The sequence below is a fragment of the Arthrobacter sp. DNA4 genome (assembly GCF_024362385.1).
Taxonomy (GTDB): domain Bacteria; phylum Actinomycetota; class Actinomycetes; order Actinomycetales; family Micrococcaceae; genus Arthrobacter.
The window spans coordinates 799,654-816,485 of the sequence record NZ_CP101466.1 but is presented as its reverse complement, the minus strand read 5'-3'; the positions used below and the strand labels follow the sequence as shown (position 1 = coordinate 816,485).

General features: G+C 66.4%; 15 protein-coding genes. 4 read left to right on the top strand and 11 right to left on the bottom strand.

Going from position 1 to position 16,832, the window contains the following annotated elements:
- Positions 1-147: 147 nt before the first annotated feature.
- Together glgP and NMQ03_RS03905 are read left to right on the top strand one after the other, a co-directional pair.
- A complete protein-coding gene (glgP, locus tag NMQ03_RS03910) occupies positions 148-2,766 on the top strand; it encodes an alpha-glucan family phosphorylase (protein WP_255174468.1) in 2,619 nt (872 codons plus the stop codon).
- Positions 2,767-2,825: 59 nt separating this feature from the next.
- Positions 2,826-4,625, top strand: coding sequence for a thiamine pyrophosphate-requiring protein (locus tag NMQ03_RS03905; protein WP_255174467.1), 1,800 nt, complete (start codon positions 2,826-2,828; stop codon positions 4,623-4,625).
- A gap of 30 nt (positions 4,626-4,655) precedes the next feature.
- On the opposite strand, the gene NMQ03_RS03900 is transcribed toward NMQ03_RS03905, so the two are convergent.
- From NMQ03_RS03900 to NMQ03_RS03865, 8 genes are all read right to left on the bottom strand, one after another.
- The gene (locus NMQ03_RS03900; protein WP_255174466.1) at positions 4,656-5,012 is read right to left on the bottom strand and encodes a barstar family protein; all 357 of its coding nucleotides are present in this window, start codon (positions 5,010-5,012) and stop codon (positions 4,656-4,658) included.
- A gap of 7 nt (positions 5,013-5,019) precedes the next feature.
- Complete coding sequence (locus NMQ03_RS03895) at positions 5,020-5,508, bottom strand: ribonuclease domain-containing protein (RefSeq protein ID WP_255174465.1); 489 nt, start codon at positions 5,506-5,508, stop codon at positions 5,020-5,022.
- A 48-nt stretch (positions 5,509-5,556) separates the two neighbouring features.
- On the bottom strand, positions 5,557-7,656 hold the full coding sequence (glgX, locus tag NMQ03_RS03890; RefSeq protein ID WP_255175531.1) for a glycogen debranching protein GlgX: 2,100 nt from the start codon (positions 7,654-7,656) through the stop codon (positions 5,557-5,559).
- An 89-nt stretch (positions 7,657-7,745) separates the two neighbouring features.
- On the bottom strand, positions 7,746-8,735 hold the full coding sequence (rlmB, locus tag NMQ03_RS03885) for a 23S rRNA (guanosine(2251)-2'-O)-methyltransferase RlmB (protein ID WP_255174464.1): 990 nt from the start codon (positions 8,733-8,735) through the stop codon (positions 7,746-7,748).
- 79 nt (positions 8,736-8,814) lie between these two features.
- Positions 8,815-10,275, bottom strand: a complete 1,461-nt coding sequence (cysS, locus tag NMQ03_RS03880) for a cysteine--tRNA ligase (RefSeq protein ID WP_255174463.1) — start codon at positions 10,273-10,275, stop codon at positions 8,815-8,817.
- A 31-nt stretch (positions 10,276-10,306) separates the two neighbouring features.
- Complete coding sequence (gene ispF / locus NMQ03_RS03875; RefSeq protein WP_255174462.1) at positions 10,307-10,813, bottom strand: 2-C-methyl-D-erythritol 2,4-cyclodiphosphate synthase; 507 nt, start codon at positions 10,811-10,813, stop codon at positions 10,307-10,309.
- Entirely contained in the window at positions 10,810-11,592 is a 783-nt protein-coding gene (ispD, locus tag NMQ03_RS03870) for a 2-C-methyl-D-erythritol 4-phosphate cytidylyltransferase (RefSeq protein WP_255174461.1), read from the bottom strand. The genes ispF and ispD overlap by 4 nt, the downstream gene beginning before the upstream one ends.
- 109 nt (positions 11,593-11,701) lie before the next feature.
- Positions 11,702-12,184, bottom strand: a complete 483-nt coding sequence (locus NMQ03_RS03865) for a CarD family transcriptional regulator (protein ID WP_011690592.1) — start codon at positions 12,182-12,184, stop codon at positions 11,702-11,704.
- A gap of 271 nt (positions 12,185-12,455) precedes the next feature.
- Here NMQ03_RS03865 and NMQ03_RS03860 point away from each other — a divergent pair, with 271 nt between their 5' ends.
- Positions 12,456-13,043 (top strand): hypothetical protein, encoded by a 588-nt coding sequence (locus tag NMQ03_RS03860; RefSeq protein ID WP_255175530.1) that lies wholly within the window; start codon positions 12,456-12,458, stop codon positions 13,041-13,043.
- An 81-nt stretch (positions 13,044-13,124) separates the two neighbouring features.
- On the opposite strand, the gene NMQ03_RS03855 is transcribed toward NMQ03_RS03860, so the two are convergent.
- The gene (locus NMQ03_RS03855) at positions 13,125-13,805 is read right to left on the bottom strand and encodes a response regulator transcription factor (RefSeq protein WP_142119926.1); all 681 of its coding nucleotides are present in this window, start codon (positions 13,803-13,805) and stop codon (positions 13,125-13,127) included.
- Positions 13,802-15,055 carry a cell wall metabolism sensor histidine kinase WalK gene (locus NMQ03_RS03850; protein WP_255175529.1) on the bottom strand — a complete coding sequence of 418 codons (1,254 nt, stop codon included), beginning with the start codon at positions 15,053-15,055 and terminating at the stop codon, positions 13,802-13,804. Before NMQ03_RS03850 ends, NMQ03_RS03855 begins: the two co-directional genes overlap by 4 nt.
- Positions 15,056-15,261: 206 nt before the next feature.
- Between NMQ03_RS03850 and phoU the strand changes: the two genes are divergently transcribed.
- Positions 15,262-15,924 carry a phosphate signaling complex protein PhoU gene (gene phoU, locus NMQ03_RS03845; protein WP_159632912.1) on the top strand — a complete coding sequence of 221 codons (663 nt, stop codon included), beginning with the start codon at positions 15,262-15,264 and terminating at the stop codon, positions 15,922-15,924.
- A 73-nt stretch (positions 15,925-15,997) separates the two neighbouring features.
- Here phoU and NMQ03_RS03840 read toward each other — a convergent pair whose 3' ends face one another.
- Positions 15,998-16,744, bottom strand: a complete 747-nt coding sequence (locus NMQ03_RS03840) for a phosphoglyceromutase (protein ID WP_255174460.1) — start codon at positions 16,742-16,744, stop codon at positions 15,998-16,000.
- Positions 16,745-16,832 lie beyond the last annotated feature (88 nt).

Genomic DNA, 16,832 nt, shown 5'->3' with positions numbered 1-16,832 from the left:
CGACGTTAGCGAGAAATGACCCGGATTGCTAAGCCTGCTCCCTAAAATCGCCGTGCCGCGGCCTAATTTCTTCATGCCCCTGTCATTTACCCAAAAGAAACCGAAAGCTGGTTCCGGCCGCGCATGTTGTCGGTTAGTGTGACGCAGGTGAAGGCAATCCGCAGGTTTACGGTCCGTACAGTCCTCCCCGAATCCATCCGGCCTTTGGCCAGGCTGGCCAGCAATTTGCGGTGGTCCTGGCACCGCCCAACCCGGGAGCTTTTCGCCGGGTTGAACCCGCGGCTGTGGGAGGAAAGCGGGCAGGACCCTATCGGTTTCCTGGGCATGGTCAGCCGGGAGGAATTCCAGCAGCTCGCCGCGGACCAGTCGGTGGTGGAACGGGTGCGCGCCGCAGAGCAGGACCTTGACCGGTACCTCCAGGAGCCACGCTGGTACCAGGGCCTGGGCCCGGATGCGCCCGCCTCCATTGCATACTTCTCGCCCGAGTTCGGCATCACCGAGGTCCTCCCCCAGTATTCGGGCGGCCTGGGAATCCTTGCTTACGACCACCTGAAGGCTGCCTCGGACCTTGGCGTTCCCCTGATCGGCGTGGGCCTGCTGTACCAGGCGGGCTATTTCAAGCAGTCACTGTCCCGCGACGCGTGGCAGCAGGAGACCTACCCCGTCCTGGATCCGGACGGCCTGCCGCTGACCCTGCTCCGGGAACCCTCCCACGACGGCAACGGCAAGGCCCTGGAGGTCTCGCTCCCCCTGCCCAACGGGCGCCGGCTGCTGGCACACATCTGGCGGGCCGACGTCGGACGCGTTCCCCTGCTCCTCCTGGACTCCAACGTGCCGGGCAATGACGACGCCGCCCGCAGCATCACCGACCGCCTGTACGGCGGCGGCGGGGACCACCGGCTCCAGCAGGAACTCCTGCTCGGGATGGGCGGGGTCAAGGCCCTGCGCGCCTTCCAGAAGCTGACGGGCTGCGCCGCACCGGAGGTCTTCCACACCAACGAAGGCCACGCGGGGTTCCTTGGCATCGAGCGCATCCAGGAACTGATGTCCGGCGAACAGGCCCTGACATTCGACGAAGCACTCGCCGCCGGACGGGCGTCCACCGTATTCACCACGCACACGCCGGTGCCGGCCGGCATCGACAGGTTCGAAATCAACCAGATCAGCCACTTCTTCCAGGCCGGCCTGGCTCCCGAGGTGCCGGTGGACAGGATCCTGGAACTGGGCAGGGAAAACTACGCGGACGGCAACCCGGCCGTCTTCAACATGGCGGTCATGGGCCTGCGCCTGGCCCAGCGCGCCAACGGCGTGGCCAAGCTCCACGGCGAGGTGTCGCGCGGCATGTTCTCCGCCCTCTGGCCCGGCTTTGACCACTCCGAGGTACCCATCACTTCAGTAACCAACGGCGTGCACGTGCCCACCTGGGTGGACAGCCGCATCTCCAAGCTCGCCCGGGACCAGTTCGGCAGCGAAGCCGAAGCGCTGGGCAAATGGGACCTCGCCTACAACGTCAGCGACGCCGACGTATGGGCGCTGCGCCGCGAGATGCGCGCCGCCTTGGTGGAAGATGTCCGCCGCCGGCTGCGCGCAGCGTGGAAGAAGCGCGGCGCGGCCGACGCAGAACTGGGCTGGACCGACAACGTCCTGGACCCGGACGTCCTCACCATCGGTTTTGCCCGCCGCGTGCCCACCTACAAGCGGCTCACGCTGATGTTGCGCGAGCCGGCGCGGCTGAAGGCGCTGCTCCTTCACAAGGAGCACCCCATCCAGCTGGTCATCGCCGGCAAGTCCCACCCGGCCGATGACGCGGGAAAGAAAATGATCCAGGACCTGGTTCGGTTCACGGATGATCCCGAGGTCCGGCACCGCATCGCGTTCCTGCCCAACTATGACATCGCCATGGCCAGGACCCTGTTCCCGGGCTGCGACGTCTGGCTGAACAACCCGCTGCGTCCGCTGGAGGCCTGCGGGACGTCCGGCATGAAGGCGGCGCTGAACGGCTCGCTGAACCTTTCCGTCCTGGACGGCTGGTGGGATGAGATGTACGACGGCGAGAACGGCTGGGCGATTCCCACGGCCAACAACGATGCTTCACCCGAGGAACGGGACGACATCGAGGCCGCAGCGCTGTATGAGCTGCTGGAAACACAGGTGGCGCCGCGATTCTACGGCAGCACGGTGTCCGAGGGAGCCGGCTCCGCCGGGCCGTCCACGAGCCGGAGCGAGAAGGTGCCCACGCACTGGGTGTCCATGATCAAGCACACCCTCTCGCACCTCGGCCCGGCCGTGTCCGCTGAGCGCATGCTCCGGGACTACGTGAACATCCTGTACCGCCCCGCCGCGGAAGCGGGACGCAGCGCCACCGCCAACTCCTATGCCCAGGCACGTGCGCTGGCATCCTGGTCCGCCAAGGTACGCGGCGCCTGGCCACAGGTCCACGTTGAGCACGTTGATTCGGTGGGGGTATCCGAGGACCCGCAGATCGGCGACACGCTCCAGGTCAACGCCTACGTGGCGCTGAACGCCCTCACCCCGGAGGACGTCTGCGTCGAGGTGGCCTACGGCCGGGCCGAAGAGAATGACGCCCTTGCCGACATCACCATGATGGAGCTCCAGGTGAAGGAAGACCTGGGCAGCGGGCGGCACCTGTTCAGCGGTTCCCTGGTCATCGACCGCTCCGGCCCGTTCGGTTACACGGTCCGCGTCCTGCCCCGGCATGATGCCCTGGCCTCCAAAGCGGAGCTCGGACTGATCGTCAACGCATAGCCCGCCGGTCTCCTGGGTACGGCTCCTGGCAGGCAGCAATACCCAACCAGGAGGGTCCGATGACCGAACGTACGGTGGCCGATGTAATCGTGGAGCGCCTCACCACCTGGGGCGTGAACCGGGTCTTCGGCTACAGCGGGGACGGCATCAACGGCTTCATGGGTGCCCTCCGCCGGACCGGGGACCGGCCCGAGGGGCAGGTTGAGTTTGTCCAGGCCCGGCATGAGGAAGCGGCCGCGTTCATGGCCGTCGGCCACGCCAAGTACACCGGCGGCGTGGGAGTGGTGACGTCCACCCAGGGCCCCGGGGCCGTCCACCTGCTCAACGGGCTGTATGACGCAAAGCTGGACGGCGTACCGGTGGTGGCCATCGTGGGGCAGCAGAGCCGCACTGTGCTGGGGTCCGGCTACATGCAGGAAATCGACCTGACCGCGTTGTTCAAGGACGTCGCGTCCCAGTTCGTGCAGCTGGTCAGCACGGCAGAGCAGGTGCCCATGGTGCTGGACCGTGCCTTCCGGACGGCCAAGGCCACCGCCTCCCCCTGCGTGGTCATCATTCCGCACGATGTGCAGTCCGCACCCGCGCCCGGGCTGGAGCAGCAGCACGGCATCGTGGTCACGGCGCCGTCCTGGAGCGCGGCGGCCAAGAGTCCCCGCGACGAGGACCTGGCTGCCGCGGCCGCCCTCCTTAACTCCGCGGAACGGGTGGCCCTCCTGGTGGGACAGGGCGCCAGGCACGCCGCACAGGAAGTGGTTGCCGTGGCGGAAAAGCTGGGTGCCGGCATCGCCACCAGTCTGCTCGGCAAGCCGTACGTGGACGAAAACCTGCCCTTTGCCGTGGGCACCATGGGGCATCTGGGCACCACCGCGAGTGCGCACCTGCTGGGCAACTGCGACGCCCTCCTCATCGTGGGGTCCAATGATCCCTGCGTGGAGTTCTATCCGCCGCCCGGGGCCGCCCGTGCGGTGCAGATCGACATCGACGAAAAGAAGATCGGCAACCGCTACCCCGTGGAGGTGGGCCTGACCGGCGACGCAGCGTCAGCCCTGGACGCTTTGAACCAGAGGCTGGAGCACCGGCCACGCACCCAATGGCGCTCGGATGTGGAAGGGGAAGTCAGCCGCTGGCGTATCCTCGCAGCTGACCGTGCCGCCGTGCCCGCAAGCCCCGTCAATCCCGAGCGGGTGGTCCGCGAGCTCAACGGCCGGCTGCCCGGGAACGCCCAGGTGAGCGTCGACGTCGGTAGCTGTGTCTACTGGTACGCCCGCCAGCTGGTGCTGCCCGCCGGAGTCCCCGCACACCTGTCCGGGACCCTGGCCAGCATGGGCTGCTCCATCCCCTACGGGCTTGCTGCCAAACTCGCCCGCCCGGACCGCCCGCTGGTGGCCCTGGCCGGTGACGGCGCCATGCAAATGGCGGGCATCGCGGAGCTGGTCACCGTGGCGCACCGCTGGCGCCAGTGGCAGGACCCAAGGTTCGTGGTGTGCGTCTTCAACAACCGCGAGCTGACGGAGGTCACCTGGGAGCAGCGTGAATCGGAAGCCGAGCCGCGGTTTGCTGCAAGCCAGGAACTGCCCGATTTTCCCTTCGCCGCCTACGCGGACCTGCTCGGGCTCAAAGGCATCCGCGCCGAGGACCCGGAACTGGTGGGCGAGGCCTGGGACCAGGCCTTCGCGGCCGACTGCCCGGTGGTGATCGAGGTCCTGACCGACCCGGAAATCCCGCTGCTTCCGCCGTTCCCGGCCGGGCGCGAAAAGGCTGAAAGCATGCGCGAGGGGTTGGCAGCGGAGGACGACGGCGGCAGGGCCTCTACGCTGCTGGACACCTACGTGGCGCACGAGGAACGCCCGGGGAGCTAGCTGCGGACTGGTTGCCCGGTGAATGCGGGTTTAGAGCAGCACTGCGGTGACGGCCAGGTCCTTGCCCGCGTACCGTTCCGCGTCCTGCAGGATCTCACACATGATGCCGAACGACCTGTCGGCGCGGAACGGTGCAGCCACCTGCCACAGGACCGTGACGGGCGGGTTGCCGTTTTCGCTGATGCTGTCCGCAAAGTCGTGGAGCGAGTCGTTCAACGCATCCAGGTTCACGCCGTAGTGCTCGGGAAAGTCCAAAACCTCGCCGAAGGTTTCCAGGACGGCGCGCTTGCTGTCCGCCGGGGGAACCACCACGCTGCGGCGCCCGGCGTCGGCCACCTGCTCCTGCAGTTCTTCAAGGGTCCAGGTATCGCCGGAAAAGATTCTCATGGTTGTGCTAGCTGCCTTCCGCTATGTACTTGAACGTTGCGTAGTGGTCCCCCGTGTAGTACTTCTCCCCGCCATTGCCCGCCACGATGCGCCGTGCACCCCGGTCCGGTTCACCGGGAGTGGGGACGGTGTACTCGCGGTAATAGCCCCGGTCCCTGGCTGGGAGGACCCGCTCGAAGTTTCCGAACACCTGGTCATCCTGCCCGTACTGGAACGGGCCGCCCGCCCGGATCAGCGCCAGCACCCGGCGGCCCTCCACCGGAAGCGCGGATTCCCTGATCACCGGGAGGCTGGACGGGTTGGCTCCCCGGTGGGGCGCTGACTGCTTCGCTGCCGGGGACGTGGCCGTTCCACCCGGAGTGGACGTGCGGCTGGAACCAGCGTCCGGCGTCGTGCCGTCCGTCTGCCCGCCCAGCAGCCCGGCACCGCCGAACGCCACCATGGCCAGCACCACCAGGGTGGTGAGGAGCAGCGGGAGGATGGAGCGGTTGCGCATTCGGGTTTACCTGCCGGATGGGTGGACTGGCGTCTGGTGGTGCTGTAGCTACGTGCGGTAAATGCTGATGGAGTTGGCCTCGGCCAGGTCGATGTCCCCGGCGGCCACCTGGATGCCCTGCCGCTGCTTGTGGCGGGGCGAGGTGGTCAGCCGGAGCTCGAACAGGCTCGTAGCCGGCCTTCCGGCGTCGGGCAGGGTCACCTGGACGTCCCGCGCGCTGCCATTGACCACCACCAGCCCGGCAAGGTCGCCGCCGTCGTCGCGGAGCAGGAGCTGCAGGACGCGGTGATGCGGATCGTTCCAGCGCTCATTGGACATGGGCTGGCCGTGCTGGTCGAACCAGTACAGGTAGGACTGTTCATCCCGGACCGGGAAATCGTGCGGCTGGGCGGCGAGGAACTCCTTGCGCAACCGGATGTACCGCTTGGTGCTGCGCAGCATCTCGTGCGCCTCCGGTGTCAGCGTCCAGTCCAGCCACGTGATGGCATTGTCCTGGCAGTAGGCGTTGTTGTTCCCGTGCTGGGTCCTGGCCAGCTCGTCCCCGGCAGTAATCATGGGAACTCCGAGCGAAACCATCAGCGAGGCCATCAGGTTGCGCCGCGACTGCGCACGCTGTGCCAGGATGGCGCTGTTCTCAGTGGGGCCCTCCACGCCGTGGTTGTAGCTGCGGTTGTCTCCGTGCCCGTCCCTGTTCTCTTCGCCGTTGGCCTCGTTGTGCTTGCGGTCGAAGGACACGAGATCGTTCATGGTGAAGCCGTCATGGGCGGTGACGAAGTTGACCGAGGCCAGGCGCGAGCGGCCGGACGCCTGGAAGAGGCCTGCGGAGCCGGACAGGGCGTCGGCGAGTTTCGCCATGGTCCCGCCGTGCCCGCCGGAGTCGATGGCTGCGCGGTCTGCCAGCCAGAAGGTCCGGACAGCGTCGCGGAAGTGGTCGTTCCAGTCGACCCACCCCCGGGGGAACCGGCCCGTCTGCCAGCCTCCGTAGCCAATGTCCCAGGGTTCGGCAATCAACTTGACCCCGGACAGAACGGGATCGGCGGCGACGGCGGTGAGGAAAGGGTGATGGGGGTCGAACTCGTTCGCGGCGTTGCGGCACAGCGTGACTGCCAGGTCGAACCGGAAACCGTCGATGTGGAACTCGTCCACCCAGTACCGGAGGGAGTCGGTCACCAGCTGGACCACGTGCTGGTTTCCGAAGTTGAGGGAGTTGCCGCAGCCGGTGGTGTCGATGTACTTGCCGTGGCCGTCCACCCGGTAGTAAGTGTCCTCCCCCAGGCCGCGGAAGCTCAGGACCTGGCCGTCCGGCGTCCCTTCGGCAGTGTGGTTGTACACGACGTCGAGGATGACCTCCAGCCCGGCGCCGTGCAGTGCCTTCACCATGGCCTTGAACTCATTCTGGACCGCCTGGGGGCCCGCTTCCTGGGCCGCGCGGGTGGCGTAGCCGGGGTGCGGGGCAAAGAACGCGGCGGTGTTGTAGCCCCAGTAGTTGCTCAGTCCCAGGTCCTGCAGGTGTGGCTCATCAGTGTGGAAGTGGACGGGCAGGAGCTGGACGGAGGTGATGCCCAGGCCCGTGAGGTGCTCCACGACGGCAGGGTGGGCCAGGCCGGCGTAGGTGCCCCTGAGTTCTTCCGGTACGTCGGGGTGGAGCATGCTCTGGCCGCGGACATGCGCCTCATAGACGATCGTGTTGCGCCAGGGCAGGCGCAGCCGTTCGTCTGTTTCCCAGTCGAAGTCGACGGCGGTGCGGACGCTGGTGAGGAAGCCCTCCTGCTGGTCCACTCCCCTGCCGTACGGGTCCAGCAGCAGGGGCTGGCGGGCGGAACCGTTGCCTGCCGGAAGCTCCGGCGGCAACGGCTGGCTGTCCGACGTCGGACGGAAGCCGTAGCGCGATCCGTACGGCAGGTCCTCCACGATGCCGTGGTGGACCCCCTTGGTGACGTTGGGCAGGGTCTGGGTCCGCCATTCGCCGCCGGGAGGGCAGTAGGCGATGTCCAGCTTGGCGACTCCGGGGGCGAAGCAGGCAACGTTGGCGCGTCCGCCGGCGTGGTGGCGGGTACCACCGGAATCAGCGCGCGGGACGCTGACACCGAGGGGAACGGCCGAGGAGGCGTCCATGGTGGAAGCGGTGTCGAAAAGCGGCATGACCATCATCTAAATAGTAGCGGTCAGCGGCACTTGACCTGCCCATACGCCCCCGCGGCGCCGGGAACCCATCCGCGGATTACGGACCGGTGGAACTATCCGGCCGCGCGCTGGCGGGAGACCTCGTACAGCGAGATTCCCACAGCCATCGATGCGTTCAGGGATTCCATGGCGGAATCGATGGGGATGGAGACGATCTGGTCGCAGTTTTCCCGGACCAGGCGGCTCAGGCCCTTCCCTTCCGAGCCCACCACGATGCACACCGGTTCGGTGGCCAGGGTGAGATCGGGCAGTGAAACGTCGCCGTCGCCGTCGAGCCCCAGGACGTAGATACCCATGTTCTTGAACTGCTTGAGGGCGTTGTTCAGGTTGGAGGCGCGGGCCACAGGCACGCGGACGGCAGCGCCGGCGCTGGTTTTCCAGGCCGAGGCGGTAACGCCCACGGAACGGCGCTCGGGCACGATGACGCCGTGGCCGCTGAAAGCGGAGACGGAGCGGATGATCGCACCCAGGTTCCGGGGGTCGGTGATACCGTCCAGGGCCACAAAGAGCGGCGCGTTGGCGATGTGCCCCTTCTTCCACTTGTCTACGGTTTCCTCGGCCAGCTCGTAGGCGTCCAGGTACTCGTAGGGCGGGATCTGCAGCACCAGGCCCTGGTGGACGGCGTCATCCGTCATCCGGTCCAGTTCAGGTTTGCCCGTTTCCAGCAGCGGAATGCCGCGTTCGGCGGCGAGCTTCAGGGATTCCTTGACCCGGTCGTCCATTTCGATGCGGATGGCAACGTGGAGGGCCTTCGCGGGGATGCCGGCGCGGAGCGCCTCGACCACGGAGTTGCGTCCGGTGACGACTTCCTCGGTGGCACGGCCCTTGGGTCCGGACTTGGCGGCGCCGGCGCTGCGGGCACCGGTCCCGCGCTTTGCAGCGGACCGTTCGGAAAGCTGCCGTGCCTTGTGCGCCTTGTGGTAAACGCGGTCCTCGGCTTTGGGCGTGGGGCCCTTGCCCTCGAGGGCCTTGCGGCCATGGCCACCGGTTCCGACGGTTGGGCCCTTCTTCGCTTTAACCGATCGGCGACCATTGTTGGCCATGATGTTCCACCCTTGATTGTGCTGACTGAATCTGCATACCAGTCTACTGACCCGAAAAAAATCGGGGGCAGCGGCCTGTTCAGTCCCGCTTGAGGCTCCAGGTGGCGCCGTCCGGGCCGTCCTCTACGACGACCCCAGCCTGGTTGAGGGTGTCCCGGATGGAGTCGGACCTTGCCCAGTCCTTGTCGGCGCGGGCAGCCGCCCGGGCGGACAGCTGCGCCTCCACCAGAACTCCCAGCGCCTCGGCTTCACGCGTGCTCACCGCCGCGGAGCCTGCCACGGCGTTCAGGCCCAGGACCCCGGTCATGAGGATGACGGCGTGCATCGCGTTCCGGGCGGCGTCGTCGTCCCCTTCGGCGAGGGCTGTGTTGCCCGCCCTGACAGTTTCGTGCAGGGCGGCCAGGGCGCGCGGGACGTTGAGGTCGTCGTCCATTGCTTCGCAGAAGGCCTCCACAGCTGCGGACGATGAACCGTGGTGGCCGTCCGCGAGGCCCGGGTCACCGTCGAAGCGTGCCGCAGCCTTGGCCAGGAATCCGTCAATGCGTTCGACGGCGGCGGCGGCCTCCTGCAGGGACGTGGGGCGGTAGTCCAGGATGGACCGGTAGTGCGCCTGTCCCAGGTAGTAGCGGACCACCCGGGGCGGGGCGAGTTCCAGCATTTCCGCCGGGCTGATGGTGTTGCCGATGGACTTGGACATCTTTTCGCCCTGATAGGTCACCATGCCGTTGTGCATCCAGAAGTTGGCGAAGGGGTGTCCCGCCGCCTGCGACTGCGCCATCTCGTTTTCGTGGTGCGGGAACCGCAGGTCCAAGCCGCCGCCGTGGATATCGAAGGCGGTGCCGAGGTACTTGGTGACCATGGCGGAGCACTCAAGGTGCCAGCCGGGCGGCGCCCCAAGGCGAGGACCAGCTGGCGGTGGTAGCTCTCCTTCTTTGGAACCCTTCCACAGCGCAAAGTCGCGGGGGTCCTTCTTGCCCCGGGGATCGGCGTCGGGCGCTGCCTGCATGTCGTCGATGTTCTGCCGGGTCAACGCGCCGTACTTGTTCCAGGAGCGGACGTCGAAGTACACATCGCCCGAGTCGTCCAGCGCCGGGTACGCGTGGCCGCGGTCGATCAGCTGCTGGATCAGGGCGTGCATCTCAGGAATGTGCCCGGTGGCCCTGGGTTCGTAGGTGGGGCGCGAAACACCCAAGGTGTCGTAGGCCTTGAGGAACTCCTGCTCGTAGCGGTACGCCAGAGCCCACCATTCTTCGCGGGCTACTTCTCCGGGTTCCGGGCTGAAATCGGGGGCGAAGGAAGCCTCGGACTTGGCCAGGATCTTGTCGTCAATGTCCGTCACGTTGCGGACGACAGTGACACGCAGGCCCCGGTACTGAAGCCAGCGGGTGAGCTGGTCGAACGCGATGGCTGAACGGATGTGGCCCACGTGCGGCATCCCCTGGACCGTGGCTCCGCAGTAGTAGAGGCTGACCTTGCCCTCGAGGAGGGGGACGAAGTTCCGGACTTCGGCGGAGGCAGTGTCATAGAAGCGCAGGGTCACCGCTCCAGAGTAACTGATGGGCCCGGCTGCCTCACGGGCGTGGGGGCTGCGGATACACCAGGGCGGTGGCCACGGCGGAGATGCCCTCCCCGCGCCCGGTGAATCCCAGGCCGTCACTGGTGGTTGCCGTGACGCCGACGTGGGCGCCTGCCGCCTCGCTCAGGACCCTTTGAGACTCTTCCCGCCGGGGCCCGAATTTGGGCCGGTTGGCCACGAACTGCACGGCCACGTTGCCGATCTCGAACCCGGCAGCCCTGACGATCCGTGCGGCCTCGGCGAGGAGGGTGGCACCGGACGCTCCGGCGAATTCCGGACGGTCCGTACCGAAGTGGGTGCCAAGGTCGCCGATGCCGGCAGCCGAAAACAAGGCGTCAGCGGCGGCATGGGCTACGGCGTCTCCGTCAGAGTGTCCGGCGAGGCCGCGTTCGCCGGGCCAGAGGAGCCCGCCGAGCCACAGCGGACGGGGGGAATCCTCCGGGGCGTAGGCATGGACATCGATTCCCACGCCCGTGCGCGGAAGGACCACGTCCGGGCTCATCCTTCCACCCACCGGGCACCGAGCGGACCCTCAAGGAGCCCCTCGGCGAAGATGAGGTCCAGGGGGGTGGTGATCTTCAGGGATTGTGTGGACCCGCGGACTGCATGGACCGGGGTACCCAGCATCTCCACGAGCATGGCGTCATCGGTGACCGCCGCGGCCTGCTGGTCGTCCAAAGCCTGCGCCGCCTCGTGCGCCTTCAGCAGGGTGCCGATCGTGAAGCCCTGCGGAGTCTGCACCGCCCGCAGTTCCTCGCGGCGGGCGGTCCCCGTGACGACCTCGGGGGCAAGCGCAGTGTCATCGACGGCCGTGGCAGCCACGGTTTTGACCGTGTCCACCACCGGGAGCACGGGAATGACAGCGGCGGCGCCGGCAACAAGGGAGTCGCTGACGCGGTGGAAAACGGATTCGGGGGTGAGGGCCCGCGCGGCGTCATGGACCAGGACGGCCTCGATGCCCTCCATGAGTGCGGCGATTCCGGCACGCACGGACCCCGCCCTGGTGGATCCGCCGTCAACAACCGTCAGGAGGGGCCCACCGTCGGCAAGTTCCTCCCGGAAGTCGTCGCACAGCCGGCGCAGGTCCTGGTCGCCGGCGGGCAGCGCGACGCACACCTGGGTGGCCACACCGGACGCGACAATGCCGCGCAGGGCATGCATCAGGATTGGTTCTCCGCCCAGCGGAACGGCAGCCTTGGGCATGCCATAGCCGAGGCGCTGCCCGGAACCTGCGGCAACCACGATGACCGCTGTGACCAGGCGCGTGGGTGATTCACTCATGCGGACAAGCCTACGACGCCGCCACTTCCGATGGGTGCTTAAGGCACCGCCGCGGTGGGCCCAAAAAAAGAAGCCCCGGCGGCACTTGCGTGCAGCCGGGGCTAAATTCTTAGGAAGCCAGGACCTCGTCGAGAACGCTTGCAGCCTTCTCCTCGTCGGTCTTCTCAGCCAGCGCCAGTTCTGAAATCAGAATCTGGCGGGCCTTGGCCAGCATTCGCTTCTCGCCTGCGGAAAGGCCCCGGTCGTGATCCCGGCGCCACAGGTCGCGAACAACCTCTGCCACCTTGATGACGTCACCGGAAGCAAGCTTCTCCAGATTTGCCTTGTACCTGCGTGACCAGTTGGTGGGCTCCTCGGTGAACTCGGCACGGAGCACATCGAACACGTGCTCCAGGCCTTCCTTGCCCACTACGTCCCGGACCCCAACAAGGTCAACGTTCTCTGCTGGAACTTCAATGGTCAGATCACCCTGAGCCACCTTGAGCTTGAGATACATCTTCTCTTCGCCCTTGATGGTGCGCATCTTGATTTCTTCAATCTTCGCAGCACCGTGGTGAGGGTAAACTACTGTCTCGCCGACCTCAAATACCATGTGGACATTTCCCCTTTCCCGCAGACCAGTTTATCACGATTCAGGCATATGACCGGCCGGAGAAAGGGCTCCCAACCGCGAAAATACGCGGGAAAACGGCCCAATCAACCCCCTCCACCCCCTTGACGGATGCGCTGATTAGTGCATCAGGTGAGCGCTCCCATGGGGGATGTGACACCGCCGAATCCTCGTTTGCCCCTCTTTGCGGATAGGCTATGGCTGAAAAAGACTTCAAATTTCTCGAGGAGTACGTGACGTGCGTTCCACTGCGATGAACCGGGCCCAGCGCGGCAAACTGGCACTGACGGCTGCTGCCCTTGGCGCCAGCCTGCTGACCGCGGGCTGCGGTTACATCACGCCCCAGCAGACCAGCCATCAGTACTCCGCCTCGGACGGCATCCGCGCAGACCTCGGTCCGCTGCAGCTGCGGAACATCCTCATTGTCTCCACCGGCGAGAACGAACCCGGCCGCCTGATCGGTGCCGTCTACAACTCCTCCTCCAAGGACGTGAAGCTGACCGTCAACGGTGCGAAGGGCTCACAGACCGAAGTTTCGGTGAAGGCCAACGGCTACACCCTGCTGAACGAAAAGTCGGACGAGGCCATCCTGAGCACCACCGGCGGCAAGCCGGGCTCGCTGGTGGACGTCAAGATCAGCGAGAACGGCACCAACGTCAGCAGCACGGTCAAGGTTCCCGTCCTGGACGCCACCCTGCAGGAGTACAAGGACTACGTCCCCACCCCGAGCCCCTCGGCGACGCCCACGCCGTCGTCCTCTTCTTCCGCAGGTGCGGGCGCAACGTCCTCCGCCGGTGCAACCTCCAGCGCCACGGCAACGGCAACCGCCACCACCCGCTAAAGCGGGCGCTGCAAGCAGCGGACACCAAAAGGGAGGAGCCATGCGGCTCCTCCCTTTTTTGCGGTATTTTGCGATGTTGCCCTACGGCTCGAACTTGTAGCCCAGGCCACGGACAGTCACCAGGTAACGGGGGGCCGAGGGATCCGGTTCGATCTTGCCGCGGAGGCGCTTCACATGCACGTCCAGGGTTTTGGTGTCGCCAACATAGTCAGAGCCCCACACGCGGTCGATCAGCTGCCCGCGCGTGAGCACCCGGCCCGAGTTGCGCAGGAGCATCTCCAGAAGCTCGAACTCCTTCAGGGGAAGCAGGACCTGCTCGCCGTCCACGCTCACCACGTGCCGTTCAATGTCCATGCGGACGGGCCCGGCCTGGACGGTGGCGGAGATCAGTTCCTCAGGTTCGCCCTGGCGCCGCAGGACAGCCCGGACACGGGCCACCAGTTCACGGGATGAGTAGGGTTTGGTGACGTAGTCGTCCGCGCCGAGTTCCAGACCCACCACTTTGTCGATTTCCGAGTCCTTGGCGGTCAGCATGATCACGGGGACGCTGGAACGCTGCCGGAGCTGGCGGCACACCTCCGTGCCGGAAAGCCCGGGCAGCTGCAGGTCCAGCAGCACCAGGTCGGCGCCGTTGCGGTCGAATTCGGTGATGGCATCCAGCCCGTTGTCCACCACCTCTACCTCGAACCCTTCTTTGCCCAGCAAATAGGACAAGGGATCGCTGAACGACTCCTCGTCCTCAACAATCAAGATCCTGCTCAAGCGCTAGCTCCTCGTTCTGTTGCGCCGGCGGCGCGGGGTACTTGGGTCAGAGTGGCCTGTTCGGGCGCCCCGTGCGCCGGCCCCGGCGCCGGTGCCGGTGCGGAGGAAACGGACAGCCCGGCGTCGCCGTCCTGCCCTTCCATCTCGGGCAGCCGGAGGGTGAAGGTGGATCCCTGCCCAGGCTGGGACCACAGCGTCACCTCGCCGCCATGGTTAGACGCCACGTGCTTGACGATGCTCAGGCCGAGGCCCGTGCCGCCCGTCTGGCGGGAGCGGGCGGCATCCACCCGGTAGAACCGCTCGAAGACGCGTTCCTGGTCCTCCGGCGACAGCCCGTCCCCCTGGTCGGTCACGGAAATGGAGACCAGGCCGTCCCTGGACCGGACGCCGATGCCGACGCGGGTGTTCGGGGGCGAGTAGCGAATGGCGTTGTCGATGAGGTTCCGCAGCGCGGTGACCAGGAGGTCCTGGTCCCCGAACACCTTGCCTTCGGTGCGGCCGCCCACCACGATGCTGATGTTCTTGCTTTCGGCGGGCAGCTGGGACCGGTCCACGGCTTCGGCGATGACGGCGTTGATGTCCACGGGGCCGCCCTGCTGCGTTACGCTGGCGCCCTGCAGGCGGGAAAGTTCAATGATGTCCTGGACCAGGGCGGCCAGGCGCGCGGATTCCTTGTGCATGCGCTTGGCGAAGCGGCGGACAGCTTCTTCGTCGTCGGCGGAGGACTCCAGGGCCTCCGCCAGCAGGGAGATGGCACCCACCGGGGTCTTCAGTTCGTGCGACACGTTGGCCACGAAGTCGTTGCGGATCTCTTCCGTCCGGGTGATCTCGGTCCGGTCATCGGCCAGGAGAAGGATGTATTCCTCCCCCAGCATGGCGGCCCGGACCTGGACGATGAGGGTGCCTTGTCCCAGCGGCCCGCGCGGAAGCTCGAGCTGTTTTTCCAGGATGACGCCGTCCCGCCGGACCCCTGACGTCATGTCCAGGAGTTCCTTGTGGACCACGGTGTGCCCGCGGACCAGGCCGTACGCGTAGGCCGCGGGGCTGGCGCGGACCACGCCGTCGACGTCGTCCAGCACCACGAAGGCCCGTCCGACGACGGCGAGCACCTCCGCTGCGCCGGACGGCAGGGCAATCTCCCCGGCGTCGACGTCCAGCAGTTCGCGCTGCTTCTCGCTGACCCGGTAGGCAAGCACGCCGAACGTGCCGAGCGCCAGGCCGATGAGGCCGGCAACCAGACCAATGAGCATAGGATCCACAGCTCCACTTTATGCTCTTGCCTGGCGCCTCCAGCCGGCTCAAGGCACTTACGGCGAACGGTTCAACTAACGTTCACCTGTGTGGGCATAATCGTTTACCGGGCGATGACAAAGTTAGAGGTCAGAGCGCCCAACGGCGACACGATTCCTGCTGCCCCGGAGCGACCGGCGGGAGTTCCAAGGAAAGGACGCCCTAAGTGCGTAAGGTTTTTCAGGAAGAACTCACCCAGGTTGGTGACCAGCTGGTGGAGATCTCCCGGCTGGTCAGCGAAGCGATGGACAAAGCCACCACCTCATTCCAGGTGGCGGACGTGGACCTCGCCCAGGACGTCATCGCTGCGGATGCGCGCATCGACTTCCTGCAGAACAGCCTCGATGAGCGGGCCATCGACATCCTGGCGCTGCAGGGTCCTGTCGCCAGCGACCTGCGCATGATCGTAGGTTCCCTCCGGATGAGCGCATCCCTGGAGCGGATGGGTGACCTGGCGCGGCACATCGCACAGCTGGCCCGCCTCCGGTACCCCTCCACCGTGATTCCGGCATCCATGACGGAGACCTTCAACCGGATGGCCGAGCTGGACCAGGAGATCGCCGACAAGCTGACGGTCCTGCTGGAAAGCCGCGACCTCGAGGTGGCCCGGGACATCCTCAAGGCGAACACTGCCATCAACGATCTGCACTTGAGCGTCTTCAAGGCCATCGCTGCCCCCGAGTGGTCCGAGTCCCCCGCCACTACGGTGGATGTTGCCCTCGCCAGCCGCTACTTCGAGCGCTTCGCAGACCACGGCGTTTCCGTCGCGCAGAAGGTGACCTACCTGGTGACCGGCGCGTGGCAGCCGAACGCCACCGAACACAGCTAAAACAAAAGAAGCGGAATACGACGGCGGGCTGGTCACCTGAGGTGACCAGCCCGCCGTCGTACGCTTTAACGTCTTATTTCTTGCCCTGGTTGGCTACTGCCAGGATGGCCTGCTCGGCGGCCTCGGGATCGAGGTAGGTGCCGCCGGGCTTGATCGGCTGGAAGTTTACGTCGAGGTCGTACACCAGCGGGATGCCCGTGGGGATGTTCAGGCCGGCGATAGCCTCATCGCTGATGCCGTCCAGGTGCTTGACCAGCGCGCGGAGCGAGTTGCCGTGCGCGGTGACCAGGACGGTCTTGCCGGCCTTGAGGTCTTCCTTGATGTCCGATTCCCAGTAGGGCAGGAGCCGCACCAGGACGTCCTTCAGGCACTCGGTGCGCGGGAGGGCGTCGCCCAGGCCCGCGTAGCGGGGGTCGTGGGCCTGGCTGAATTCGCTGTTGTCGTCCAGGGGCGGCGGCGGGGTGTCGTAGGAGCGGCGCCACTCCATGAACTGTTCTTCACCGTATTCGGCCAGGGTCTGGGCCTTGTCCTTGCCCTGCAGCGCACCGTAGTGGCGTTCGTTCAGGCGCCAGTCGCGCTTGACCGGAATCCAGCCGCGGTCCGCCTTGTCCAGGGCGATGTTTGCGGTGTTGATGGCCCGCTTCAGCAGGGACGTGTAGAGCACATCCGGGAGGATATTGTTTTCCACCAGCAGCTCGCCGCCACGCGCTGCTTCCGCGCGGCCCTGGTCGTTCAGGTCAACGTCCACCCAGCCGGTGAACAGGTTTTTGGCGTTCCATTCGCTGTGGCCGTGGCGCAGCAGAATCAGCTTGTAAGTCATGATTTTCATCCTAGCCGAGCAGTGTTGCCGCCCGCCCAGCGTTACACGGCTCCTGCCGGGGCCTGGGGGTACCGGCAGGAGGCCCGGT

Bases quoted from the DNA above. Each gene is read 5' to 3' on its own strand.
- NMQ03_RS03905 (WP_255174467.1), top strand. From the start codon at position 2,826: ATGACCGAACGTACGGTGGCCGATGTAATCGTGGAGCGCCTCACCACC.
- NMQ03_RS03900 (WP_255174466.1), bottom strand. From the start codon at position 5,012: ATGAGAATCTTTTCCGGCGATACCTGGACCCTTGAAGAACTGCAGGAG.
- NMQ03_RS03895 (WP_255174465.1), bottom strand. From the start codon at position 5,508: ATGCGCAACCGCTCCATCCTCCCGCTGCTCCTCACCACCCTGGTGGTG.
- glgX (WP_255175531.1), bottom strand. From the start codon at position 7,656: ATGGTCATGCCGCTTTTCGACACCGCTTCCACCATGGACGCCTCCTCG.
- rlmB (WP_255174464.1), bottom strand. From the start codon at position 8,735: ATGGCCAACAATGGTCGCCGATCGGTTAAAGCGAAGAAGGGCCCAACC.
- ispF (WP_255174462.1), bottom strand. From the start codon at position 10,813: ATGAGCCCGGACGTGGTCCTTCCGCGCACGGGCGTGGGAATCGATGTC.
- ispD (WP_255174461.1), bottom strand. From the start codon at position 11,592: ATGAGTGAATCACCCACGCGCCTGGTCACAGCGGTCATCGTGGTTGCC.
- NMQ03_RS03865 (WP_011690592.1), bottom strand. From the start codon at position 12,184: ATGGTATTTGAGGTCGGCGAGACAGTAGTTTACCCTCACCACGGTGCT.
- NMQ03_RS03860 (WP_255175530.1), top strand. From the start codon at position 12,456: ATGAACCGGGCCCAGCGCGGCAAACTGGCACTGACGGCTGCTGCCCTT.
- NMQ03_RS03850 (WP_255175529.1), bottom strand. From the start codon at position 15,055: ATGCTCATTGGTCTGGTTGCCGGCCTCATCGGCCTGGCGCTCGGCACG.
- NMQ03_RS03840 (WP_255174460.1), bottom strand. From the start codon at position 16,744: ATGACTTACAAGCTGATTCTGCTGCGCCACGGCCACAGCGAATGGAAC.